This is a genomic window from Streptomyces flavofungini, assembly GCF_030388665.1.
Lineage (GTDB): Bacteria > Actinomycetota > Actinomycetes > Streptomycetales > Streptomycetaceae > Streptomyces > Streptomyces flavofungini_A.
The window spans coordinates 1126390-1152949 of record NZ_CP128846.1 but is presented as its reverse complement, the minus strand read 5'-3'; the positions used below and the strand labels follow the sequence as shown (position 1 = coordinate 1152949).

The 26560-nt window shown below is 74.1% G+C and carries 2 protein-coding genes; both read left to right on the top strand.

Translation table 11 applies throughout. The features are described from left to right. Nucleotides 1-36: 36 nt before the first annotated feature. Nucleotides 37-16002: a type I polyketide synthase gene (locus QUY26_RS04785; RefSeq protein ID WP_289943849.1), complete on the top strand. Its 15966-nt coding sequence runs from the start codon at nucleotides 37-39 to the stop codon at nucleotides 16000-16002. Between the two features lie 30 nt (nucleotides 16003-16032). Next, the gene (locus QUY26_RS04780; RefSeq protein ID WP_436840482.1) at nucleotides 16033-26469 is read left to right on the top strand and encodes a type I polyketide synthase; all 10437 of its coding nucleotides are present in this window, start codon (nucleotides 16033-16035) and stop codon (nucleotides 26467-26469) included. Nucleotides 26470-26560 lie beyond the last annotated feature (91 nt).

The following is a 26560-nucleotide window of genomic DNA, read 5'->3' as shown; positions in this document are numbered from 1 at the left end:
GAGGGTGCGGCACACGTCCTGAACAGGTGACATTTGATGGCGAATGAAGAGACGCTGCGCGACTATCTCAAGTGGGTTTCGGCGGACCTGCATCAGACGCAGCAACGTCTGAAGGACATCGAGGCCGCTGCTCAGGAGCCCATCGCGATCACAGCGATGAGCTGCCGCTTCCCCGGCGGCGTGAGCGGCCCCGAAGATCTGTGGCGACTCCTTTCTGAAGGCCGGGACGCCATTTCAGGGCTTCCCACGGACCGTAACTGGGACCTCGAATCCCTCTACGACCCGGACGCCGCAGGAAAGCAGGGAACGACTTCCACGGCGCACGGCGGCTTCCTGGACGGCGTCGCCGAATTCGACGCCGCTTTCTTCGGCATCTCCCCGCGCGAAGCCCTCGCGATGGACCCGCAGCAGCGGCTCCTCCTGGAAACCGCGTGGGAGGCCCTGGAGCGCGCCGGCATCGACCCGGCGTCGGTGCGCGGCAGCCGCACCGGCGTATTCGTCGGAACCAACGGCCAGGACTACGCCCCGCTCCTCTTCGAAGCCGAGGAGGACGTCGAGGGCTATGTGAGCACCGGCAACGCCGCCGCCGTCGAGTCCGGCCGCATCGCCTACACCCTCGGCCTCGAAGGCCCCGCCCTCACCGTCGACACGGCCTGCTCGTCCTCGCTGGTCGCCCTGCACCTCGCCGTGCAGGCGCTGCGCCAGGGCGAATGCGGCATGGCCCTCGTCGCGGGTGTCACCGTCATCTCCACGCCCGGCGTCTTCACCGAGTTCAGCCGCCAGCAGGGCCTCGCCGCGGACGGGCGCTGCAAGGCGTTCGCCGACGCGGCCGACGGCACCGGCTGGGGCGAGGGCGTCGGCATGCTCCTCGTCGAGCGCCTGTCCGACGCCCGTCGCGCGGGCCGCCAGGTCCTCGCCGTCGTCCGCGGCTCGGCGGTCAACCAGGACGGTGCCAGCAACGGCCTGACCGCCCCCAACGGCCCCTCCCAGCAGCGCGTCATCATGCAGGCCCTCGCCAACGCCCGCCTCACCGCGGCCGACATCGACGCCGTCGAGGCGCACGGCACGGGCACCACGCTGGGCGACCCCATCGAGGCCCAGGCCCTCATCGCCACCTACGGCCAGGAGCGCCCCGAGGCCCCCACGGGCGGCCGCGAGCCCCTGTGGCTCGGCTCCATCAAGTCCAACATCGGCCACACCCAGGCCGCCGCCGGTGTCGCGGGCATCATCAAGATGGTCATGGCGATGCGCGCCGGAGTGCTCCCGCAGACCCTCCACGTCGACGCGCCCACGTCCCAGGTCAACTGGACCTCCGGCTCCGTCGCCCTCCTGACCGAGGCCCGCGAGTGGGCCGAGCGGGAGGGCGGTGCGCCGCGTCGCGCGGGCGTGTCGTCCTTCGGCGTCAGCGGTACGAACGCGCACGTCATCGTGGAACAGGCGCCGGTCGCGGAGCCCGCAGCGGACGAGCCCGGCGCGCCCGAGGAGGCTGCCGCGCCTTCTGCGTCGGCGGTCGTGGCGGGTGTCGTGCCGTTCGCTCTCTCGGGCAAGACCGAGGGTGCCTTGCGGGCGCAGGCCGCGCGGGTGCGGGAGCTGTTGCTCGCCGATGCTTCTCTGGAACCGGGCGATGTGGCGTGGTCGTTGGTGGTGGCGCGGTCGCGGTTCGACCAGCGGGGCGTCGTCCTCGGCCGGGACCGGGACGAGCTGCTTGCCGGGCTCGACGCGCTGGCGCTGGATGGCGCGGGCGCGCAGAACGTGGTCACTGGGCGGGCGCTGGGCGGGTCGGTCCGTCCGGTGTTCGTGTTCCCGGGTCAGGGCTCGCAGTGGGCCGGGATGGCCCGTGAACTTCTCGACTCCAGTCCGGTGTTCGCGGAGCGGATGCGGGAGTGTGGTGAGGCGCTTGCGGAGTTCGTCGAGTGGGATCTTTTCGATGAGCTGAGTGGGGAGAACTTCGATCGGGTGGATGTGGTCCAGCCGGTGTTGTTCGCGGTGATGGTGTCGCTGGCGGCGACGTGGCAGGCGGCGGGTGTGCAGCCTGCGGCCGTCGTCGGGCACAGCCAGGGTGAGATCGCCGCCGCGTGTGTGGCGGGTGCGCTGTCGTTGCGGGATGCCGCTCGTGTGGTGGCGCTGCGCAGCCTGGCGATCCGGGAGTTGTCGGGCAAGGGCGGGATGGTGTCCGTGCCGCTGCCCGAGCAGGAAGTGCGTGAGCTGATCGGGGCCTGGGACGGTCGGATCGAGCTGGCCGCCGTGAACGGCCCCGCCCAGGTCGTGGTCTCCGGTGAGCCGGAGGCGCTGGAGGAGCTGGTCGCCCAGTGCGTCGGCCAGGACATCCGCGCCCGCACGATCCCCGTGGACTACGCCTCGCATTCCTCTTACGTGGAGCAGATCGAGGAGCGGATAGCCGAGGCCCTGGCCGGGCTCGCCCCGCAGGGCGCCGACATTCCGCTGTACTCGACGCTCACGGGGGAGTGGCTGGATGCCGACACCCCGATGGACGCGGGCTATTGGTATCGCAACCTGCGTCAGACGGTCCTGTTCGAGCACGCCACCCGCGGCCTGCTCGCCGAAGGGCACAGCCTGTTCGTCGAGATGAGCCCGCACCCGGTGCTCACGGTCCCGGTGCAGGCGACGATCGACGCGACCGACAGTCAGGCTGTCACGCTCGGTTCTCTGCGCCGTGACGAGGGCGGCGTCGACCGCCTCGCCGCCTCCCTCGCCGAAGCCCACGCGCACGGCGCCGAACTCGACTGGCAGGCCCTCCTCCCCGGCGCCCGCACCACCGTCGACCTGCCCACCTACCCCTTCCAGCGCGAGCACTACTGGCCGAAGGCCGCGCCCGCCGGAGCCGGTGACGTGGTGTTCGCGGGGCTGCGTGCCGCCGGGCACCCACTGCTCGGGGCCGCCGTGGCGCTCGCGGACGCGGACGGGTACCTGTTCACCGGACGGCTCTCGACGCAGACGCACCCGTGGCTCGCGGACCACGCGGTCGACGGCGCGATCCTGCTGCCCGGGACGGCCTACGTCGAACTCGCCCTGCGCGCGGGCGACGAGGTCGGCTGCGGCCACCTCGAAGAGCTGACCCTGGAAGCGCCCCTCGTCGTCCCCGCGCAGGGCGGCATCCAGCTGCAGATCTCCGTGGGTGGCCCGGACGACACCGGGCGGCGCGAGCTGAGCCTGTTCGCGCGTCCGCAGGACGACGCCGACGACACCCCCTGGACGCGCCACTTCACCGGCAGCCTCCTCCCGACCGCCCCCGCGGCCGGGACCGCCGAGGCCGCCGACCTGTCCGTGTGGCCGCCCGCCGGGGCCGAGCGCGTCGACGTGTCCGACCTGTACGAGCGCCTGACGGCCAACGGGCACGGCTACGGCCCCCTCTTCCAGGGCCTGCGCGCCGCCTGGCGGCAGGGTGGCGACGTGTACGCGGAGATCGACCTGCCGCAGGAGGCGCACGCCGACACGGAGTCCTTCGGGCTGCACCCGGCTCTCTTCGACGCCGCCCTGCACGCCATCGGGCTCGGCGACTTCATCTCCCGCACCGACCGCGCGCACCTGCCGTTCGTCTGGTCCGGCGTCACCCTGCACGCCACCGGCGCCACCACGCTCCGCGTGCGCGTCGCCGCCGCCGGGGCGGACACCGTCACCCTGCTGGCCGCCGACGCCACCGGGCAGCCGGTCGTCTCCGTCGGGTCGCTCGCGCTGCGCGCCCTCTCCGAGGACCAGCTGACCGGTTCGGCGGCGCGCGACGCGCTGTTCCAGGTGGAGTGGACGACCCTCGACACCCCGGCGGAAGCGACCGGGCAGCTCGCCGCGGCAGCGCTCATCGGCTCCCCGGACGTGGTCGACGCCCTGCCCTTCGTACGCCACACGCACGCGGACCTGGAGTCCCTGACCGCCGCACTCGACGACGGTGCCGAGCCGCCCGCGACGCTGTTCCTGCCGCTCCTGACGGCGGCCGGAGCCACTGCCGAGAGCGACCGACAGGTCGAACTCGGCGCCGTACGGCCCCAGTTGGAGCGTGCCCTTGAGGTTCTGCAGGGCTGGCTCGGCGAGGAGCGGTTCGAGGAGTCCCGGCTCGTCGTGGTGACGCGCGGCGCGGTCGCCGCCGACCCCGACCCCGTGGCCGCGGCCGTGTGGGGGCTGCTGCGTTCGGCGCAGTCCGAGCACCCTGACCGCTTCGTCCTCTTGGACCTCGACCCGGACGCCGCCACCGGTGCGGACGAGAGCGTGGAGGCGCTGGTCGCCGCCGCCCTCGCGACGGACGAGCCCGAGGTGGCGCTTCACGACGGAGTCCTGCGCGCGCCGCGCCTGACCCGCGTGCCGCCGGCCGAGACCATCGGGACCGCGCCCCGGACCGACTCGGCACCCACTGCCGAAGCCGACGCCGAAGCCGACGCCGAGGCCACCGACGGGGCCGACTCCACCCCCGGCCCCTGGGGCGCGGGCACCGTCCTGATCACCGGCGGCACCGGCACCCTCGGCGGCCTCGTCGCCCGCCACCTGGTGGCCCGCCACGGCGTCCGCGACCTGCTCCTCGTCTCCCGCAGGGGCGATGCCGCCCCCGGCGCCGCCGAACTCCGCGCGGACCTGGCGGAGTCGGGCGCCCGTGTGCGCCTCGCCGCCTGCGACACCGCCGACCGGGCCGCACTCGCGGCCCTCCTGGACGAGGTCGGCGCCGACCTCTCCGCCGTCGTGCACGTCGCCGGAGCCCTCGACGACGGCGTCGTCACCGCCCTGACACCCGAGCGCCTGGACACCGTCCTGCGCCCCAAGGTGGACGCGGCCCTGAACCTGCACGAGCTGACGGCCGACCTGGACCTGTCCGCGTTCGTCCTGTTCTCCTCCGCCGCCGGAGTCTTCGGCACCCCCGGCCAGGCCAACTACGCGGCCGCCAACGCCTACCTCGACGCGCTCGCCCGGCACCGCCGCGCCCACGGCCTGCCCGCGACCTCCCTCGCCTGGGGCCTGTGGGCCCAGGCCAGCGAGATGACGGCCCACCTCGGCGCGGGCGAACTCGACCGCAGGACGCGCGCCGGAGCGGCCCCCCTCACCTCCGCCGAAGGCCTGGAACTCTTCGACGCCGCGCACGCCGCGAACCACCCCCTGACCGTCCCGGTCCGCCTCGACCTCGCGGGCCTGCGCGCCCAGGCCGCCGCCGGGAACGGCGTCCCGCCGCTCCTGCGCACCCTGGTTCGCGCACCCCAGCGGCGCACCGCCGCCGGCGCGGACCGACAGGAAGGCTCCGCCCTCGCCCAGCGCCTGGCCGCACTGCCGGAAGCGGACCGAGAGCAGGAAGTCCTCGCGCTCGTACGCGGCCACGCGGCCGCCGTCCTCGGCTACCCGTCGGCCGATGCCATCGCGCCCGACCGCGCCTTCCGCGAGGTCGGCTTCGACTCGCTCACCGCCGTCGAACTGCGCAACCGCCTCACCGCCGCGACCGGCCTGCGGCTGCCCGCCACCCTCGCCTTCGACTACCCGGCCGCCACCGTCCTGGCCCGCCACATCCTCGAAGAGGTCCTGGGCGGCGACGCCACGGCGCCCGCCCCGGGCGCGCCACGGCCGACAGCTTCCTCGGCGGCGGCCGACGACGACCCGATCGTGATCGTGTCGATGAGCTGCCGCTACCCCGGCGGCGTCAGCACCCCCGAGGACCTGTGGCGCCTCACCGCCGACGGCGTCGACGCCATCGGCGACCTGCCCGGCGACCGCGGCTGGGACGTCGACGCGCTCTACGACCCCGACCCGGACAGTGCGGGCTCCTTCTACACGCGCGAAGGCGGCTTCCTCTACGACGCCGCCGACTTCGACCCGGCCTTCTTCGGCATCTCCCCGCGCGAGGGCCTGTCCATCGACCCCCAGCAGCGCCTCCTCCTGGAGACCACCTGGGAGGCGTTCGAGCGCGCGGGCATCGACCCGGCCTCCGCGCGCGGCAGCTCCACCGGTGTCTTCGTCGGCGTCATGTACAACGACTACGCCACGCACCTCCTGAGCGCCCCCGGCGGCCTCGACGACCTGGAGGGGTACGTCGGCAACGGCAGCGCCGCGAGCGTCGCGTCCGGCCGCATCTCGTACTCCTTCGGCCTCGAAGGCCCGGCCGTCACCGTCGACACCGCCTGCTCCTCCTCCCTGGTCGCCCTGCACCTCGCGGCCCAGGCGCTGCGGCAGGGCGAGTGCGACATGGCGCTCGCGGGCGGCGTCGCCGTCATGTCGACACCCGGCACGTTCATCGAGTTCAGCCGTCAGCGCGGCCTCGCCGCCGACGGCCGCTGCAAGTCCTTCGCGGCCGCCGCCGACGGCACCGGCTGGGGCGAGGGCGTCGGTGTGCTCCTCCTGGAGCGCCTGTCCGACGCCCGCCGCAAGGGCCACCGCGTCCTCGCGGTCGTCCGCGGCTCCGCCGTGAACCAGGACGGCGCCAGCAACGGCCTCACCGCCCCCAACGGCCCGGCCCAGCAGCGCGTCATCCGCGCCGCCCTCGCCAACGCCCGCCTCACCCCCGACGACGTGGACGCCGTCGAGGCCCACGGCACCGGCACGACCCTCGGTGACCCCATCGAGGCGCAGGCGCTGCTCGCCACGTACGGCAAGGGGCGCGATGCCGACCGTCCGCTGTGGCTCGGCTCGCTCAAGTCGAACATCGGTCACACGCAGGCCGCCGCCGGAGTCGCCGGTGTCATCAAGATGGTCATGGCCATGCGTGCGGGCGTCCTCCCGCAAACCCTGCACGTCGACGAACCCACCCCCGAGGTCGACTGGTCGGCGGGCGCCGTCGAACTCCTGACGGAGGCCCGTGAGTGGGCCGAGCGGGACGGCGGCGCGCCGCGTCGCGCCGGTGTCTCCTCCTTCGGCGTCAGCGGCACGAACGCCCACGTCATCGTGGAGCAGGCCCCGACCGACGCCGAGCCGGTCCGCCCGGCCCGGACGTCCGACGGCGCCGCGCCGCTGCTCACCGCGGTGCCCCTGGCCCTGTCGGCGAAGACCCCCGAGGCGCTGCGCGCCCAGGCCGCCCGACTGCGTGAGCGGCTTCTGACGGACACCGACCTCCAAGTCGGCGACGTCGTCTGGTCGTTGGCGGTGGCACGGTCCCGGTTCGAGCACCGGGGCGCCGTCGTCGGCCGCGACCGGCAGGACTTCCTCGACGGCCTTGAGCGACTCGCCGAGGGCGACCTCACGGCCTCCGGCGTCGTCGCCGGGCGCGCCGAGAGCGCCGGGCGCGCGGTGTTCGTGTTCCCGGGTCAGGGCTCGCAGTGGGCCGGTATGGCTCGCGAACTTCTCGACTCCAGTCCGGTGTTCGCGGAGCGGATGCGGGAGTGTGGCGAGGCGCTGTCGGAGTTCGTCGAGTGGGAGCTTTTCGATGAGCTGAGTGGGGAGAACTTCGATCGGGTGGATGTGGTCCAGCCGGTGTTGTTCGCGGTGATGGTGTCGCTGGCGGCGACGTGGCAGGCGGCGGGTGTGCAGCCTGCGGCTGTGGTGGGTCACAGTCAGGGTGAGATCGCTGCCGCGTGTGTGGCGGGTGCGCTGTCGTTGCGGGATGCCGCCCGTGTGGTGGCGCTGCGCAGCCTGGCGATCCGGGAGTTGTCGGGTAAGGGCGGGATGGTGTCCGTGCCGCTGCCCGAGGCCGAGGTGCGCGAGCTGATCACCGCGTGGGGCGACCGCATCTCGGTCGCGGCCGTGAACGGCCCCGCTCAGGTGGTGGTCTCCGGTGAGCCGGAGGCGCTGGAGGAGCTGGTCGCCCGGTGCGTTGCCCAGGACATCCGCGCGCGGACGATCCCGGTGGACTACGCCTCGCACTCCGCGTACGTCGAGCAGATCGAGGAGCAGATCGCCGAGGCGCTGGCGGAGGTCTCGCCCCGGTCCGCCGAAGTTCCGCTGTTCTCGACGCTCACGGGGGAGTGGTTGGATGCCGACACCCCGATGGATGCTGGGTATTGGTATCGCAACCTGCGTCAGACGGTGCTGTTCGAGCACGCCACTCGTGGCCTGCTGGCTGAGGGGCACGGTCTGTTCGTGGAGATGAGCCCGCACCCGGTGCTCACGGTCCCGGTGCAGGCGACCATCGACGCGACCGACAGCCCCGCTGTCACGCTCGGTTCCCTGCGCCGTGACGAGGGCGGCGCCGACCGCCTCGCCGCCTCCCTCGCCGAAGCCCACGTACACGGCGCCGAACTCGACTGGCAGGCTCTCGTGCCCGGCGCCCGCGTCCTCGCGGACCTGCCCACGTACGCCTTCCAGCGCCAGCACTACTGGCCCGACTTCGCCGCCCCCGACGAGGAGGCGGCGGCGCCGACCGCGGACGAGGTGGAGTCCCGGTTCTGGGACGCGGTGGAACGCGAGGACCTGGAAGGGCTCGCGGCCGAGCTGGAGGTGGCGGACGGCTCCGCCGCCGGGCTCGGCGAGGTCCTTCCCGTCCTGTCGTCCTGGCGGCGGCAGCGCCGCGAGCGCTCCACCGTCGACGGCTGGCGCTACCAGGTCACCTGGAAGCCGCTGACCGGCGGCGCCCTGCCGACGTCCGGGCTCTCCGGGCGCTGGCTGGTCGTGCTGCCGGAGAGCGCGGCGGACCAGGCGTGGGCCGCGGGCACCGCCGAGGCCCTGCAGCGCGCCGGTGCGCAGGCGGTCGAACTGCGGTTGTCGGCAGCCGAGCTGACGCGCGAGTCGCTGGTCGCCCGCCTCACGGACGCCGGTGAACTCGCCGGTGTGGTGTCGCTCCTCGGCCTCGACGAGACCGCGCACGCCGAGCACTCCGGCGTACCGGCCGGCCTCGCCGGGACCGTGGCGCTCGTCCAGGCCCTCGGGGACGCGGGTGTGGGCGCGCGGCTCTGGGCGGTCACCCGGGGCGCGGTGTCGACCGGACGCAGCGACCGGGTCGAGAACCCGACGCAGGCGCAACTGTGGGGCCTGGGCCGGGTCGTGGCCCTGGAGTACCCGGACCGCTGGGGCGGTCTGATCGACGTCCCGTCGGCGTACGACACCCGCACGGGCGCCCGCCTCACGGCGGCCCTCGCCGGGCGGGACGAGGACCAGCTCGCGGTACGCGGCTCCGGAGTCTTCGTACGCCGCCTGGCGCGGACCGGATCGGCCGAGACGCCGAAGAAGTGGTCGCCGCGCGGGACGGCGCTGGTCACCGGTGGTACGGGTGCGATCGGTGGGCATGTGGCGCGCTGGCTGGCCCGTGAGGGTGTCGAGCACCTGGTGCTCACCAGCCGTCGCGGGCCGGACGCTCCGGGTGCCGCGGAACTCCGGGCGGAGCTGGAGGAGTTGGGTGCCGAGGTCACTGTGGCGGCTTGCGACATTGCCGACCGGGACGCGGTCGCCGGGCTCCTGGAGACCCTGGCCGCCGAGGGTCGCACGCTGCGTTCCGTCTTCCACGCGGCGGGCGTCGGCCAGACGCAGCCCCTGGACGGGATGACCGCGACGGACATCGCGGAGGTGTTCGGGGCGAAGACGGCCGGTGCCGCGCACCTGGACGAACTCCTCGACGGCGACTCGCTGGACGCGTTCGTGCTGTTCTCCTCCAACTCCGGTGTGTGGGGCGGTGGCGGGCAGGGCGCGTACGCGGCGGCCAACGCCTACCTCGACGCGCTCGCCGAGGCCCGCCGCACCCGCGGCCTGGCCGCGACCTCCGTGGCGTGGGGCCTGTGGGCCGGGGGCGGCATGGCCGGCGACGACGGCACTGAGCACCTGCAGCGACGCGGCCTGACGGCGATGGCGCCGGAGCGTGCCGTGGCGGCGCTCGCGCAGGCCGTCGCCTGCGACGAGACGTTCCTGGCCGTCGCCGACATGGACTGGGCGCGGTTCGCACCCTCGTTCACCTCGGTACGGCCGAGCCCTCTCCTCGGGGACCTGCCGGAGGTGCGGCGGGCCCTCGCCGAACCCGAAGCCGCGTCGGCGGCCGAGAAGAAGGGCGCCACCGGCTCCGAGTGGGCCGACCGGCTCGCCGACCTGTCGACGGCGGAGCAGGAGCGGCTGCTGCTCGACCTGGTGCGTGGGCAGGCGGCGTCGGTGCTCGGCTACGCGGGTGCGGAAGCCGTCGAACCGACCCGCGCCTTCCGTGAGTTGGGCTTCGACTCGCTCACGGCCGTCGAGGTGCGCAACCGCCTCGCGTCCGCGACCGGCCTGAAGCTGCCCACCACCCTCGTCTTCGACTACCCGACGTCAGCCGTCCTCGCCGCCCACCTGCGCACGCAGCTCGTCGGCGAGCAGGATGCCGGGCGGGCCGCCACCGGCGCGGCCGTGACCTCGGCCGGTGCGACGGGAGCCGAGGACGACCCGATCGTCATCGTGTCGATGAGCTGCCGCTACCCCGGCGGCGCCACCAGCCCCGACGCCCTCTGGCGTCTCCTCGCGGAGGGCGCGGACGCGATGTCCGACTTCCCGGGCGGCCGCGGCTGGGACCTGGACGGCCTCTACGACGCCGACCCCGAGCAGCGCGGCACCAGCTACGCCCGCCAGGGCGGATTCCTCTACGAGGCCGACCAGTTCGACCCGGTCTTCTTCGGGATCTCCCCGCGCGAGGCCCTGGCCATGGACCCGCAGCAGCGCCTCCTCCTGGAGACGTCCTGGGAACTCTTCGAGCGCGCGGGCATCAACCCGGCCACCCTGCACGGCAGCCAGGCCGGTGTGTTCGTCGGCGCGTCCTCGCAGGGCTACGGCTCGGGCCTGGCCCAGACCCCCGAAGGCGTCGAGGGCTACCTCCTCGCGGGCGGCGCGACCAGCGTCATCTCCGGCCGCCTGTCGTACGCTTTCGGCCTCGAAGGCCCGGCCGTCACCGTCGACACGGCCTGCTCGTCCTCTCTGGTCGCCCTGCACCTGGCCGCGCAGGCGCTGCGGCAGGGCGAGTGCGACCTCGCCCTCGCGGGCGGCGTCACGGTCATGTCCAACCCCGGCGCGTTCATCGAGTTCAGCCGCCAGCGCGGCCTCGCCGCCGACGGCCGCTGCAAGCCCTTCGCGGAGGCCGCCGACGGCACGGGCTGGGGCGAGGGCGTGGGCCTGCTGCTCCTGGAGCGGTTGTCGGACGCCCAGCGCCACGGTCATGAGGTACTGGCGGTCGTGCGTGGCTCGGCGGTCAACCAGGACGGCGCGTCCAACGGCCTGACCGCCCCCAACGGCCCCTCCCAGCAGCGCGTCATCCGTGCCGCCCTGGCCAACGCGGGCCTCACGCCCGCCGACGTCGACGCCGTCGAGGCGCACGGCACGGGCACCACGCTCGGCGACCCCATCGAGGCGCAGGCGCTGCTCGCCACGTACGGTCAGGACCGCCCCGCCGAGCAGCCGCTGTGGCTCGGCTCGGTGAAGTCCAACATCGGCCACACCCAGTCGGCCGCCGGTGTCGCGGGCATCATCAAGATGGTCATGGCCATGCGCCACGGGGTGCTGCCGCAGACCCTGCACGTGGACGAGCCGAGCACGCACGTGGACTGGTCGGCGGGGTCGGTGGAGCTGCTTACGGAGGCTCGTGAGTGGGCTGAGCGGGACGGGGGCGTGCCGCGTCGTGCGGGTGTGTCGTCCTTCGGCGTGAGCGGCACGAACGCGCATGTGATCGTGGAGCAGGCGCCGGTCGCTGAGCCTGTCGGGGTGGTCGAGCCGGTGCTCGACGCTCCGGTGACGGGGGTTGTGCCGTGGGTGGTGTCGGCGCGCAGTGCTGAGGCGCTGCGGGCCCAGGCCCAGCGGCTGCGCGAGCACGTCGGCGAGCGCGAGGACCTCGAACCTGCGAACGTGGGCTGGTCGCTGCTCTCGGGGCGTGCGCTGCACGAGCACCGGGCCGTCGTGCTCGGTGAGGGGCGCGAGGAGTTCCTGGCGGGGCTGGGCGCGGTTGCCGCCGGTGGTCCGGGTGTCGTCACCGGTTCGGTGGTTGAGGGCCGTCTCGGGGTGGTCTTCACGGGGCAGGGCAGTCAGCGGGTCGGGATGGGGCGTGAGTTGTACGAGGCGTTCCCGGTGTTCGCCGATGCGCTGGACGAGGTGTGCGCGCACCTGGATCCGCTCCTGGACCGTCCGTTGAAGGACGTGATGTTCGGTGCGGATGCCGAGGTGTTGGAGCAGACGGGGTACGCGCAGCCCGCGTTGTTCGCCGTCGAGGTCGCCCTGTATCGCCTCGCTGAGTCCTTCGGGGTGCGGCCGGAGATCGTGGGCGGGCATTCGATCGGTGAGCTGACGGCCGCCTACGTGGCCGGACTCTGGTCGCTGGGTGACGCTGCCCGGCTGGTGGCTGCGCGTGGTCGGTTGATGCAGTCGTTGCCGGAGGGTGGGGGCATGCTGGCGGTGCAGGCCGCCGAGGCCGATGTGCTGCCGCTTCTCGAAGGTCTCGCGGAGAGCGTGGGTGTGGCGGCCGTGAACGGGCCGTCGCAGGTGGTGCTCTCCGGTGACCTCCAGGCCCTGGAGGGCCTGGAGGAGCGGCTGCGCGGTGAGGGCCGCAAGGTCCGACGGCTGAAGGTCTCCCACGCCTTCCACTCACCCCTCATGGCCCCGGTCCTGGAGGACTTCCGCAAGGTCGCCGAGAGCCTGGCGTACCAGGATGCCGTCCTGCCGGTCGTGTCGAACCTGACCGGTCAGCTCGCCACTCCGGACGAGCTGAAGGACCCCGACTACTGGGTGCGGCACATCCGCGAGGCCGTGCGCTTCCACGACGGACTCGCCACTCTCACCGGCCAGGGCGTCTCCACGCTCCTCGAACTGGGCCCGGATGCCGTCCTGACGGCGATGGCGCACGACACCGTCACCGACCCGGCCGCCCAGGCGGGCCTGATCGGCGGACTGCGCAAGGACCGCCCCGAGCCCGACACCTTCCTCGCCGCCCTCGCCAAGGCGCACGTGCGCGGAGTCGAGGTCGACTGGACGCCGCTGTACGCGCGGGTCGAGGCCCGTGTCCGCGTCGAGCTGCCCACGTACGCCTTCCAGCACCAGGGCTACTGGCTCCGGCAGACCGCAGGCGCGGCCGATGTCGAGTCGGCGGGCCTTGCCTCGGCGGAGCACCCGCTCCTGGGGGCCGGGATGCCGCTGGCCGACACCGACGGCCATGTCTTCACCGGGCGGCTGTCGCTGGCCACGCACCCGTGGCTCGCGGACCACGCCGTCGCCGGACGCGTGCTGCTTCCGGGCACCGCGTTCGTCGAGCTGGCCGTGCACGCGGGCGGACAGGTCGGCTGCGGGACGCTCGAAGAGCTGACGCTCGGGGCGCCGCTCGTGCTGCCCGAACAGGGCAGCGTGCAGGTCCAGTTGCGCGTCGAGGCGCCCGACGCGACCGGGCGCAGGCAGCTGAGCCTGCACTCCCGGCCGGAAGCGGGCGCCGCCGCCGACACACTCGCGGCCGACACCTGGACCAAGAACGCCACCGGCACCCTGACCGAGTCCGCACCGGACGCCGCCACGAGCGCTGCGGCCGCCGCGTCCGGCGACCTGACCGCCTGGCCGCCGCGCGACGCCGAGCCGCTGGCCGTCGACGGGCTCTACGGCGAGCTCGCCGAGGCGGGCTTCGACTACGGGCCCGTGTTCCAGGGGCTGCGCGCGGCCTGGCGGCGCGGCGACGAGGTGTTCGCCGAGGTCGCCCTGGAGCAGGACGAGCACACGACGGCCGACTCCTTCGGCCTCCACCCGGCGATCCTCGACGCCGCCCTGCACGCCCGCGCCGCGAGCGCGGCCACGCGCAGCGAGGCCGACCGGCCCGCGCCCGGTGGCCTGCCCTTCACCTGGACCGGCGTCACCCTGCACGCCGCCGGGGCCGCCACCGTCCGCGTACGGCTGCGGCCGAACGGCACGGACGGCGTCTCCCTGGAGGTCGCGGACACCACCGGCATGCCGGTCGCCTCGGTCGACGCCCTCGTCTTCCGCCCCATGTCGAAGGAGCTCATCGAGCGGATGAGCGGGGCCGACCCGCACGCCGACTCGGTGTTCCGCGTCGAGTGGAAGCGACAGCCCGTCGCCGCCGTCGAGCCGGTGTCCCTGGCGCTGCTCGGCGACGCCGGAACGGCGCGGACGGCGACGTCGTACGCCGACCTGGCGGCACTGGGCGCGGCCGTCGACGCGGGTGAGGAACTGCCGGCGGCCGTGGTGTGGTCACCCGGCGCCTCGCGGGCCGCCGGGGGTGACGGCCTGGCCCGCCCCGAGGACGTTTCCGCGACGCTGGCCGACGCGCTGGGCGTGGTGCAGGGGTGGCTGGCCGACGAGCGGTTCGAGACGTCCCGCCTCGTCGTGCTGACACGAGGTGCGGTGGTGCTCGACACCGCCGACACCGCTCACGCCGCCGGTACCGCCGGTACCGCCGACAGTGCCGCCCGTGTCGACGACGGCGCGCCGGATCCGGTCGCCGCCGCCGTGGCGGGCCTGGTGCGCTCGGCGCAGTCCGAGCACCCGGGCCGCCTCGTCCTGGCCGACACCGACGACACCGCCGCCGACACGGTCGAGTACGCGCACGTGAACGCGGGCGCCGACGCCACCACCAGCACGGCCGCCGCACCCTCGCTCGCCGCCGCCCTGGCCTCCGGGGAGCCCGAAGTCGCCCTGCGCGACGGCGAGGTGTGGGTGCCGCGCCTCGCCCGCGTCGCCCTGGCCCCGGCCGGGGGCGCCCCCGCGCCCTGGTCCACGGGCACGGTCCTGGTCACCGGCGCCTTCGGCGGCCTGGGACGGGTGGTCGTGCGGCACCTCGCCGAACGGCACGGCGCCCAGGACCTGCTCCTGGTGTCGCGCCGCGGCCAAGACGCCGCCGGCGCCACGGAACTCCAGGCCGAACTCGGCGCGCTGGGCACCAAAGTCACCGTCGCCGCCTGCGACGTCGCCGACCGCGATGCCCTGGCCGCCCTCATCGAGGAGCGGGGCGCCGACCTGACGGCGGTGGTGCACGTGGCCGGAATCCTGGACGACGGGGTCGTCACCGCCCTGACCCCCGAGCGCCTGACGACGGTCCTGCGCCCCAAGGTGGACGCGGCCCTGAACCTGCACGAGCTGACGGCCGGCCTTGACCTGTCCGCGTTCGTCCTGTTCTCCTCGGCCTCCGGCGTGTTCGGCGGCCCCGGTCAGGCCAACTACGCGGCCGCCAACGCCTACCTCGACGCGCTCGCCCGGCACCGCCGCGCCCACGGCCTCCCGGCGACCTCCCTCGCCTGGGGACTGTGGGCCCAGGACAGCGACATGACGGGCGCCCTGGCCGACACGGACATCAAGCGCATGGCACGCGGAGGCGTCCTCGCGCTCGACACCGCACAGGCCCTCGCGCTGCTCGACCTCGCCCCGGCGAGCGAGCACCCGGCCCTCGTACCGATCCGCATCGACACCGCCGCGCTGCGCACCCAGCCGCCGGAGGCCGTGCCCGCGCTGCTCAGCGGACTCGTCAGGACCACGGTCCGGCGCGCACGCACCGGCACGGACACCACGTCCGCGGCCGCCCGCACCGAGACCCTCGCGGACCGCCTCGCGGGCCGCCCCGGGGCCGAGCGCGACCGGATCCTGCTCGACCTGGTCCGCACGCACGTGGCGGGAGTGCTCGGCTACGCGTCCCCGAACGCCGTCGAGCTCAGCCGGGGCTTCCTGGAGCTCGGCTTCGACTCCCTCACGGCCGTCGAACTGCGCAACCGCCTCACCGCGGAGACCGAACTCCGGCTGCCCAGCACCCTGATCTTCGACTACCCGAACCCGGCGGCCCTCGCCGAGCACCTGTCGGAGGAACTGCCCACCACCCTCGGCACACCCGCTGCGGGACCCGTCGACCCGGGCGACCTCGACGGCGAGCTGGACCGCCTGGAGAGCGTCCTCAAGGCCGTCGGCGACACCGCGGGCGGCACCGAGAGGGACCGCGTCGCCGACCGGCTCCGCTCCCTCCTCACGGCCTGGGACAGCTCCCGCCCCACCGCCCACGGCACCGCCGTGGACGACGACCGGGAGCGCGAAGAGCTCGAAGGCGCCACCGCCGACGAACTCTTCGACCTGCTCGACAACGAACTTCAGACCCCTTCGGAATCACATCCGAACAGCTCAGACACCGGCTCGGGCACCGAACGCCCCGGCCGCTTCGAGGAGGCGCTGTAAATGGCGGACGAGGAGAAGTACCTCGATTACCTGAAGCGGGCGACGGCTGACCTGCGCGACGCCCGCCGCCGGGTGCGCGAACTGGAGGACAACCGCCAGGAGCCCGTCGCCATCGTCGGCATGAGCTGCCGCTACCCGGGCGGCGTCACCACGCCGGAAGACCTGTGGCGCCTCGTGGCCGACGGCACCGACGCCATCTCCCCGTTCCCCACCGACCGCGGCTGGGACACGGAGGAGCTGTTCGACCCGGACCCGGACAACCAGGGCACGAGCACCACCGCCGAGGGCGGCTTCCTCTACGACGCCCCCAAGTTCGACGCCTCCTTCTTCGGTGTCTCGCCCCGCGAGGCCCTGGCCATGGACCCCCAGCAGCGGCTCCTCCTGGAGACCGCCTGGGAGGCCATCGAGCGCGCGGGCATCGACCCGGTCTCCCTGCGCCGCAGCCGCACCGGTGTCTTCGCCGGCGTCATGTACTACGACTACGCCACGCGCCTGCACGCCCTGCCGGAGGGCGTCGAGGGTTACATCGGCACCGGCAACGCGGGCTCCGTCGTCTCCGGCCGCGTCGCCTACACCCTCGGCCTCGAAGGCCCCGCGGTGACCGTCGACACGGCCTGCTCGTCCTCGCTGGTCGCCCTGCACCTGGCCGCCCAGGCGCTGCGGCAGGGCGAGTGCACCCTCGCCCTCGCGGGCGGCGTCACCGTCATGCCCACCGCGGGCACCTTCGTCGACTTCAGCCGCCAGCGCGGCCTGGCGACGGACGGCCGCTGCAAGTCCTTCGCCGCGTCCGCCGACGGCACCGGCTGGGGCGAGGGCGCGGGCCTCCTGCTCCTGGAACGCCTCTCCGACGCCCGCCGCAACGGCCACAAGATCCTCGCCGTCGTCCGCGGCTCCGCCGTCAACCAGGACGGCGCGAGCAGCGGCCTCACCGCCCCCAACGGCCCCTCTCAGCAGCGCGTCATCCGTGACGCCCTCACCAGCGCCGGTCTGAAGCCGGGCGACATCGACGCCGTCGAGGCCCACGGCACGGGTACGACTCTCGGCGACCCCATCGAGGCGCAGGCCCTCATCGCCACGTACGGCAAGGAGCGTCCCGAGCGACAGCCCCTGTGGCTCGGCTCGTTGAAGTCGAACATCGGCCACACCCAGGCCGCCGCCGGTGTCGGCGGCGTCATCAAGATGGTGATGGCCATGCGCGCGGGCGTCCTGCCCAAGACCCTGCACGTGGACGAGCCGACACCCCAGGTGGACTGGGAGGCCGGGGCCGTCGAGCTCCTCACCGAGGCCCGCGAGTGGCCGGGCCGCGAGGACTCCGGGCCGCGCCGCGCCGGCGTCTCCTCCTTCGGCGTCAGCGGTACGAACGCCCACGTCATCGTGGAGCAGGCGCCGGCCCAGGAGCCGGAGCCCGGCACGACCCCGGCCGGTGCCGCCCCTTCCGCCTCCTCCGTGGTGTCGAGCGTGGTGCCGGTGGCGCTGTCGGCCAAGTCGCCGGAGGCGCTGCGGGCGCAGGCCGCGCGGGTGCGGGAGCTGCTGCTCGCCGATGCTTCCCTTGAATTGGGGGACGTGGCCTGGTCGTTGGCAGTCGCCCGGTCGCGGTTCGAGCACCGGGGCGTCGTCCTCGGCCGGGGCCGGGACGAGGTCCTCGCCGGTCTCGCTGAGCTGGCAGAGGGCGCCGCGACCGCTCGGAACGTGGTCACTGGGCGGGCGCTGGGCGGGTCGGTCCGTCCGGTGTTCGTGTTCCCGGGTCAGGGCTCGCAGTGGGCCGGGATGGCCCGTGAACTTCTCGACTCCAGTCCGGTGTTCGCGGAGCGGATGCGGGAGTGTGGTGAGGCGCTTGCGGAGTTCGTCGAGTGGGATCTTTTCGATGAGCTGAGTGGGGAGAACTTCGATCGGGTGGATGTGGTCCAGCCGGTGTTGTTCGCGGTGATGGTGTCGCTGGCGGCGACGTGGCAGGCGGCGGGTGTGCAGCCTGCGGCCGTGGTCGGGCACAGCCAGGGTGAGATCGCCGCCGCGTGCGTCGCGGGCGTGCTCAGCCTGCGTGATGCCGCCCGTGTGGTGGCGCTGCGCAGTCTGGCGATCCGGGAGCTGTCGGGCAAGGGCGGGATGGTGTCCGTACCGCTGCCCGAGGCCGAGGTGCGCGAGCTGATCGGGTCCTGGGACGGCCGGATCGAGCTGGCCGCCGTGAACGGCCCCGCCCAGGTCGTGGTCTCCGGTGAGCCGGAGGCGCTGGAGGAGCTGGTCGCCCAGTGCGTCGGCCAGGACATCCGCGCCCGCACGATCCCCGTCGACTACGCCTCGCACTCCTCCTACGTCGAGCAGATCGAGGCCCGGATCGCCCAGACGCTGGCTTCCGTGTCTCCGCAGGCTGCTGAGGTTCCGCTGTACTCGACGCTCACGGGGGAGTGGCTGGATGCCAACACCCCGATGGACGCGGGCTATTGGTATCGCAACCTGCGCCAGACGGTCCTCTTCGAGCACGCCACCCGCGGCCTGCTCGCCGAAGGGTACAGCCTGTTCGTCGAGATGAGCCCGCACCCCGTCCTCACGGTCCCGGTGCAGGCGACCATCGACGCCACCGAAAGCCCCGCCGCGACCCTCGGCTCCCTGCGCCGTGACGAGGGCGGCGCCGACCGCCTCGCCGCCTCCCTCGCCGAAGCTCACGCCCGCGGCGCCGAACTCGACTGGCAGGCCCTCTTCCCCGGCGCCCGCACCACCGTCGACCTGCCCACCTACCCCTTCCAGCGCGACCACTACTGGATGCTCGCCCCGGACGACGACGCCGACGACGAGGCGGCCGCGCTGGGCGTGGACGAGGTCGAGTCGCGGTTCTGGGAGGCCGTGGAACGCGAGGACCTGGAGCAGCTGACGTCGACGCTCGTCGATGTGGACGAGCGCTCGCTGAGCGCGGTCCTTCCGGGCCTTGCGTCCTGGCGGCGGCAGCGGCGCGAGCGGTCCACCCTCGACGGCTGGCGCTACCGGGTCACCTGGAAGCCGCTGCCGAGCGGACCTGCGGCCACGGAGCTCCCGGGCCGTTGGCTCGTCGTCGTACCGGAGAGCGCCGTGGAGCGGGAGTGGGCGGCCGGTACCGTCGGCGCGCTCACGCGTGCCGGTGCGGAGGTCACGGAACTGACCCTGTCCGCAGCCGAGTTGACGCGTGAGGCGGTGGCCGAACGCCTGCGGCAGGCAGTCGTGGCGAACGGTGCGGAGCCCGCCGGTGTCGTGTCCCTCCTCGGGCTCGACGGAGCCGCGCACGCGGACCGCCCGGGCGTCCCCGTCGGCCTCGCGGGCACCGTCGCCCTGGTGCAGGCCCTCGGTGACGCCGGGATCTCGGCCCGCGTGTGGGCGGTGACCTCCGGCGCTGTGTCCATCGGACGCAGCGACCGCCTGGAGTGCCCGGCACAGGCGCAGGTGTGGGGTCTCGGCCGGGTCGTGGCCCTGGAGCACCCGGACCGCTGGGGCGGTCTGATCGACCTGCCGCAGGCGTACGGCGAGCGTGCCGCCGCGCGGTTCGCGGCCGCTCTGGCGGGCGCGAGCGCAGGCTCGGACGCGGATGCCGCCACGGGCCCGGGTGCGGATGCCGACTCCGGGCACGAGGACCAGCTCGCGGTGCGGGACACAGGTGTCTTCGTGCGCCGCTTCGTGCGGGCCCCGCTGGAGACCGGCACGGGTGCGGAGCCGCAGTGGTCGCCGCGCGGGACGGCGCTGGTCACCGGTGGTACGGGTGCGATCGGTGGGCATGTGGCGCGCTGGCTGGCCCGCGAGGGCGTCGAGCACCTGGTGCTCACCAGCCGTCGCGGCCCGGACGCTCCGGGTGCCGCCGAACTCCGGGCGGAGCTGGAGGAGTTGGGTGCCGAGGTCACCGTGGCGGCTTGCGACATCGCCGACCGGGACGCGGTCGCCGGGCTCCTGGAGACCCTGGCCGCCGAGGGTCGCACGCTGCGTTCCGTCTTCCACGCGGCGGGCGTCAGCCCGGCGCACACCATCGAGGACATGACGCCCGCCGACATCGCGGAGGTGTTCGGGGCGAAGACGGCCGGTGCCGCGCACCTGGACGAACTCCTCGACGGCGACTCGCTGGACGCGTTCGTGCTGTTCTCCTCCAACTCCGGTGTGTGGGGCGGTGGCGGGCAGGGCGCGTACGCGGCGGCCAACGCCTACCTCGACGCGCTCGCCGAGGCCCGCCGCGCCCGCGGCCTGACCGCGACCTCCGTCGCCTGGGGCGCCTGGGGCGGCAGCGGCATGGCGGCGGCCGAGGAAGCCGAGGAGCACCTGCGGCGCCGGGGTGTGACGGCGATGGCGCCGGAGCGCGCGGTGGCGGCGCTCGCGCAGGCCGTCGCGTACGACGAGACGTTCCTGGCCGTGGCGGACGTGGACTGGGCGCGGTTCGTGCCGTCGTTCACGTCGGTGCGGCCCAGCCCGTTCCTCGGGGACCTGCCGGAGGTGCGGCGGGCGCTCGCCGGGCCCGAGACGGCTGTCGCCGCGGGCGCGCGGAGCTCGGGCACGGGCTCGGAGTGGGCCGACCGGCTCACCGGTCTCGCGGAGCGCGAGCAGGAGCGGCTGCTGCTCGACTTGGTACGCGGGCAGGCGGCGTCGGTGCTCGGCTACGCGGGCGCGGAAGCCGTCGAACCCGGGCGCGCGTTCCGTGAGTTGGGCTTCGACTCGCTGACGGCCGTCGAGGTGCGCAACCGCCTCGCGTCCGCGACCGGCCTGAAGCTGCCCACCACCCTCGTCTTCGACTACCCGACGTCAGCCGCCCTCGCCGCCCACCTGCGCACGCAGCTGACGGGCGACGACAAGCCGGGCGCGACCCCGAGCGGGACGCTCCTCCCGGCTGGACCGGGTGCCGGGACCGAGGACGACCCGATCGTCATCGTGTCGATGAGCTGCCGCTACCCCGGCGGCGCCACCAGCCCCGACGCCCTCTGGCGCCTGGTCTCCGAAGGCACCGACGCCATCTCCGTCTTCCCCGCCGACCGAGGCTGGGGCCCCGACGGACTCTTCCAGCCGGAGGAGGGCCGCGCCGCCGACACGACCTTCGCCGCGCAGGGCGGATTCCTCTACGACGTCTCCGAGTTCGACGCCGGACTCTTCGGCATCTCGCCCCGCGAGGCCCTGGCCATGGACCCGCAGCAGCGCCTCCTCCTGGAGACGTCCTGGGAACTCTTCGAGCGTGCGGGCATCGCCCCGTCGGCCCTGCACGGCAGCAGCACCGGCGTCTTCGTCGGCGCCTGCGCGCAGGGCTGGTCCGCGGGCCTCGCCAACGCACCGGAAGGTGTCGAGGGCTACCTCATGACGGGCGACGCCACCAGCGTCATCTCCGGCCGCCTGTCGTACTCCTTCGGCCTCGAAGGCCCGGCCGTCACCGTCGACACCGCCTGCTCGTCCTCCCTGGTCGCCCTGCACCTGGCGGCCCAGGCGCTGCGGCAGGGCGAGTGCGACATGGCACTCGCGGGCGGCGTGACCGTCATGGTCAGCCCGGCCGCCTTCCACGAGTTCAGCCGTCAGCGCGGCCTCGCCGAGGACGGTCGCTGCAAGCCCTTCGCTGAGGCCGCCGACGGCACGGGCTGGGGCGAGGGCGTGGGCCTGCTCCTCCTGGAACGCCTGTCCGACGCCCAGCGCAACGGCCACGAAGTCCTCGCGGTCGTGCGCGGCTCCGCGATCAACCAGGACGGTGCGAGCAACGGCCTCACGGCCCCCAACGGCCCGTCGCAGCAGCGCGTCATCCGTGCCGCCCTCACCGGCGCCGGACTCACGCCCTCCGACGTCGACGCCGTCGAGGCCCACGGCACGGGCACCACGCTCGGCGACCCCATCGAGGCCCAGGCCCTGCTCGCCACGTACGGTCAGGACCGCCCCGCCGAGCAGCCGCTGTGGCTCGGCTCCATCAAGTCCAACATCGGCCACACCCAGTCCGCCGCGGGCGTCGCCGGCGTCATCAAGATGGTCATGGCGATGCGCGAGGGCGTACTCCCGCAGTCCCTGCACGTCGACGAGCCGAGCACGCACGTCGACTGGTCGACCGGCGCCGTGGCCCTGCTCTCCGAGGCGCGTGCCTGGCCGGAGACCGGACACCCACGCCGCGCGGGCGTCTCGTCGTTCGGCGTGAGCGGCACCAACGCCCACGTGATCGTCGAACAGGCACCTGCGGCCGAGCCCACCGCCCTACCCGAGCCGGTCACCGGCACGCCCGCGACCGCCCTGCCCTGGCTGGTTTCGGCACGCGACGCCGAGGCCCTGCGCGCCCAGGCCGACCGCCTCCGCGAACACACGGTGACGCACACCGACGCCGACCCGGTCGCCGTCGGCTGGTCCCTCCTGTCCGGCCGCTCCGCGCTCGAACACCGCGCCGTCGTCCTCGGCCGCAGCCGCGAGCAGTACCTGACCGGCCTGGAGGCACTGGCCTCCGGCGGCCCGGGGGTCGTGTCGGGCTCGGTGGTCGAGGGCCGTCTCGGGGTCGTCTTCACCGGGCAGGGCAGTCAGCGGGTCGGGATGGGGCGTGAGCTGTACGAGGCGTTCCCCGTGTTCGCCGATGCGCTGGACGAGGTGTGCGCGCACCTGGACGGGCTGCTTGAGCGTCCGTTGAAGGACGTGATGTTCGGTGCGGATGCCGAGGTGTTGGAGCGCACGGGGTACGCGCAGCCCGCGCTGTTCGCCGTCGAGGTCGCCCTGTATCGCCTCGCTGAGTCCTTCGGGGTGCGGCCGGAGATCGTGGGCGGGCATTCGATCGGTGAGCTGACGGCCGCGTATGTGGCCGGACTGTGGTCGCTGGAGGACGCTGCCCGACTGGTGGCTGCGCGTGGTCGGTTGATGCAGTCGCTGCCGGAGGGTGGGGGCATGCTGGCGGTGCAGGCCGCCGAGGCGGATGTGCTGCCGCTGCTCGAAGGCCTTTCCGGCAGCGTGGGTGTGGCGGCCGTGAACGGGCCGTCGCAGGTGGTGCTCTCCGGTGACCTCAAGGCTCTGGAGGGCATGGAGGAGAAGCTGCGCGGCGAGGGCCGCAAGGTCCGTCGGCTGAAGGTCTCCCACGCCTTCCACTCGCCGCTCATGGATCCGGTCCTGGAGGACTTCCGCAAGGTCGCCGAGAGCCTGGCGTACCAGGACGCCGTCCTGCCGGTCGTGTCGAACCTGACCGGTCAGCTCGCCACGCCGGACGAGCTGAAGGACCCCGACTACTGGGTGCGGCACATCCGTGAGGCCGTCCGCTTCCACGACGGACTTGCCACCTTCACCGCGCAGGGTGTGTCCAGCCTCTTCGAGCTGGGCCCGGACGCGGTGCTCACGGCGATGGCGCACGACACCGTGACGGACCCGGGCGCGCAGGCCGGTCTGGTCGCGGCCGTGCGCAAGGACCGCGCCGAACCGGACACGTTCCTGACGGCTCTCGCGCAGCTGTACGTGCGCGGAGTCGAGGTCGACTGGACGCCGCTGTATGCCTCTGTGGAGTCCCGCGCCCGCGTCGACCTGCCCACGTACGCCTTCCAGCGGCGCCGCTACTGGCCGAGTGCGCCCGTCGGCGCGGTCGGCGACGTGTCGGGCACGGGGCTGACGTCGGCCGGGCACCCGCTGCTCGGGGCGGCCGTGCCGCTCGCGGGCACGGACGGGTACCTGTTCACGGGCCGCCTGTCGGTGGCGACGCATCCGTGGCTCGCGGATCACGCGGTGGGTGGTCGGGTGCTGCTGCCCGGTACCGCCTTCGTGGAACTGGCCGTGCGGGCCGGTGACGAGGTGGGCTGCGGGGTGCTCGAGGAGCTGACGCTGGCCGCCCCGCTGGTGCTGCCGGAGCGGGGCGCGGTGCAGTTGCAGGTCAGCGTCGGCGCCGCGGACGACGACGGGCGGCGGACCGTCACTCTGCACTCCCGCGAAGAGCGCGACGACCACGCGGACGACGGCGGGTGGACCGCCCACGCGAGCGGTGTCCTCGCCGGCGGCGCGCAGCCGAGGGCCGAGTTCCGGCTCGCCGAATGGCCGCCGCGCGACGCCGCCGCAGTGGACGTCGATGACCTGTACCGGCACCTGACCGAACTGGGCTTCGCGTACGGCGACGCCTTCCAGGGGCTGCGCGGTGCCTGGCGGCGCGGCGACGAGGTCTTCGCCGAAGTCGCCCTGCCGCAGGAACAGCACCAGAACGCCGAGTCCTTCCGGCTGCACCCCGCCCTCCTGGACGCGGCCCTGCACGTGCTCGGCCTCGGCGTGCTCCGCGACGACGCGGAGACGGACGACGAGAGCGGCGGCGCGCGGCTGCCGTTCGCCTGGACCGGCGTCTCGCTGCACGCGACCGGCGCATCGGCCCTGCGCGTACGGCTCACCCCGGCGGGCAACGGCGGCGTGGCGCTCGCCGTCGCCGACGGGCTCGGTGACCCGGTCGCCACCGTGGACTCCCTGGTCTTCCGGCCGGTCGAGGTGGACCGGCTCGGCGACGGCGCGGCCGACGACTCGCTGTTCCACGTCGCCTGGCAGCAGCAGACCGTTTCGTCCGCCGAACAGGTCCCGTGGGCCCAGCTCGGTACGGGCGAAACGGTGCCCGGGGCTCCGGCCTTCGCCGACCTCGCGGCGCTGCGTGCGGCGGTGGACGCGGGGGAGGAGGCTCCGGCGGCGGTCGTGTGGTCGGCCGGGGGTGTGCGGGGCTCTGTCGCCGATGCCGGTGACATCGGCGATACCCATGACGCCCGCGGCACTCATGACGCCCGCGACGCCCACAACGGCTTCGTACGACCGGAGTCCGTCTCCGCCGTGCTCGCCGAAACCCTCGCCGTGGTGCAGACCTGGCTCGCTGACGAGCGGTTCGCCGACGCGCGGCTCGCCGTGGTGACGCGGGGCGCGGTGGCGGCCGGGGACACGGTCGCCGACCCGCTGGGCGCCGCCCTGTGGGGCCTGGTGCGGTCCGCGCGGTCCGAGCACCCGGGACGGTTCGTGCTCGTCGACGCGGGCCCCGACGAGGGCGTGATCGACGATGCGACGCTCGCCGCCGTCCTGGCTTCGGGCGAGCCCGAGGTGGCGCTGCGGGACGGCGAGGTGTGGGTGCCCCGACTGACCCGTGTCGCCGCCCCCGCCGCCGACGTGACCGCCGATGTCGCCGCCCCGTTCGGTGCGGGCACTGTCCTGGTCACGGGTGCCTTCGGGGGCCTGGGGCGGGTCGTGGCGAAGCACCTTGCCGAGCAGCACGGTGTACGCGACCTGCTGCTGGTCTCGCGTCGTGGCGACGAGGCGCCCGGAGCGGCGGAACTCGTCGCCGAGCTGGCTGAGTCGGGCGTCGATGCCACTGTGGCGGCGTGTGACGTGGCCGACCGCGAGGCGCTGGGTGTCCTGCTGGAGCGGGTGGGGGGTGAGCTGTCGGCGGTGGTGCACGTCGCGGGCGTACTCGACGACGGTGTGATCACCTCGCTGACGCCGGAGCGCCTGGACACCGTCCTGCGCGCGAAGGTGGACGCGGCTCTGAACCTGCACGAGCTGACGGCCGGCCTGGACCTGTCGGCGTTCGTCCTGTTCTCCTCCGCCGCCGGAGTCCTCGGCGGCGCCGGACAGGCCAACTACGCGGCGGCGAACGCCTTCCTGGACGCCCTCGCCGCCGCCCGCCGGGCCCAGGGACTCCCGGCGACCTCCCTCGCCTGGGGCCTGTGGGCGCAAGGCAGCGACATGACCGACGGCCTGGCCGGCGCGGACCTGGAGCGCATGGCGCGCGGTGGCGTCGCCGCGCTGTCCACGCGGGAGGGCCTGGCCCTCCTGGACACGGCGGTGACCCTGACCTCGCCCCAGCACCCGGCGGCCCCGGCCACCCCCGCCGCCCTAGTCCCGCTCCGCCTGGACCTCGCGTCCCTGCGGGCCACCGCGGGCACGGACGCCGAGGCCTTGCCGGCGCTCCTGCGCGGCCTGGTCCGCGCCCCGCTCAGGCGGACCGCCGCCGGTGCCGCGACGAGCGCGCCCACCGGCCAGGCCACGCTCCTGGCCCAGCTCGCCGGGCTCGACGCGGCGGAGCGCGACAAGGTGCTCACCGAGCTGGTCTGCACCCACGTCGCGGCGGTCCTCGGCTACGAGTCCGCGGCGGCCGTGGAGGCCCACCGCGCCTTCCGAGAGCTCGGCTTCGACTCCCTCACCGCCGTCGAACTGCGCAACGCCGTGAACGGAGCCACCGGCCTGCGCCTGCCCGCCACCCTGATCTTCGACTACCCGAACCCGGCCGCCCTCGCGGCCCACCTGGCCACCGCCCTCCCTCTGGGCGAGGGACCCGGCGGCGGGCCCTCGGTGCTCGACGAACTGGACCGCCTGGAGTCGTCGCTCCTTGCGATGGAGGCGGACGGCGGCATCGTCCACTCGAAGATCACCATCCGGCTGCAGACCCTCCTCTCGCGGTGGAGCGCACCCCAGGGCCAGGGCCCCGCGGGCGCGGGCGCGCAGGACGACGACCTGGACCTGGACGCCGTATCCGACGAGGAGCTCTTCAACGCCCTCGACGACGAACTCGGAATCGACTGACGTGCCGGAAGCCCTCGAAGCCCCCGAAGCACCAGAAACATCAGAAGCCCCCGAAGTCCCTGAAGTCCCCGAAGCACCTGAAGTACCTGAA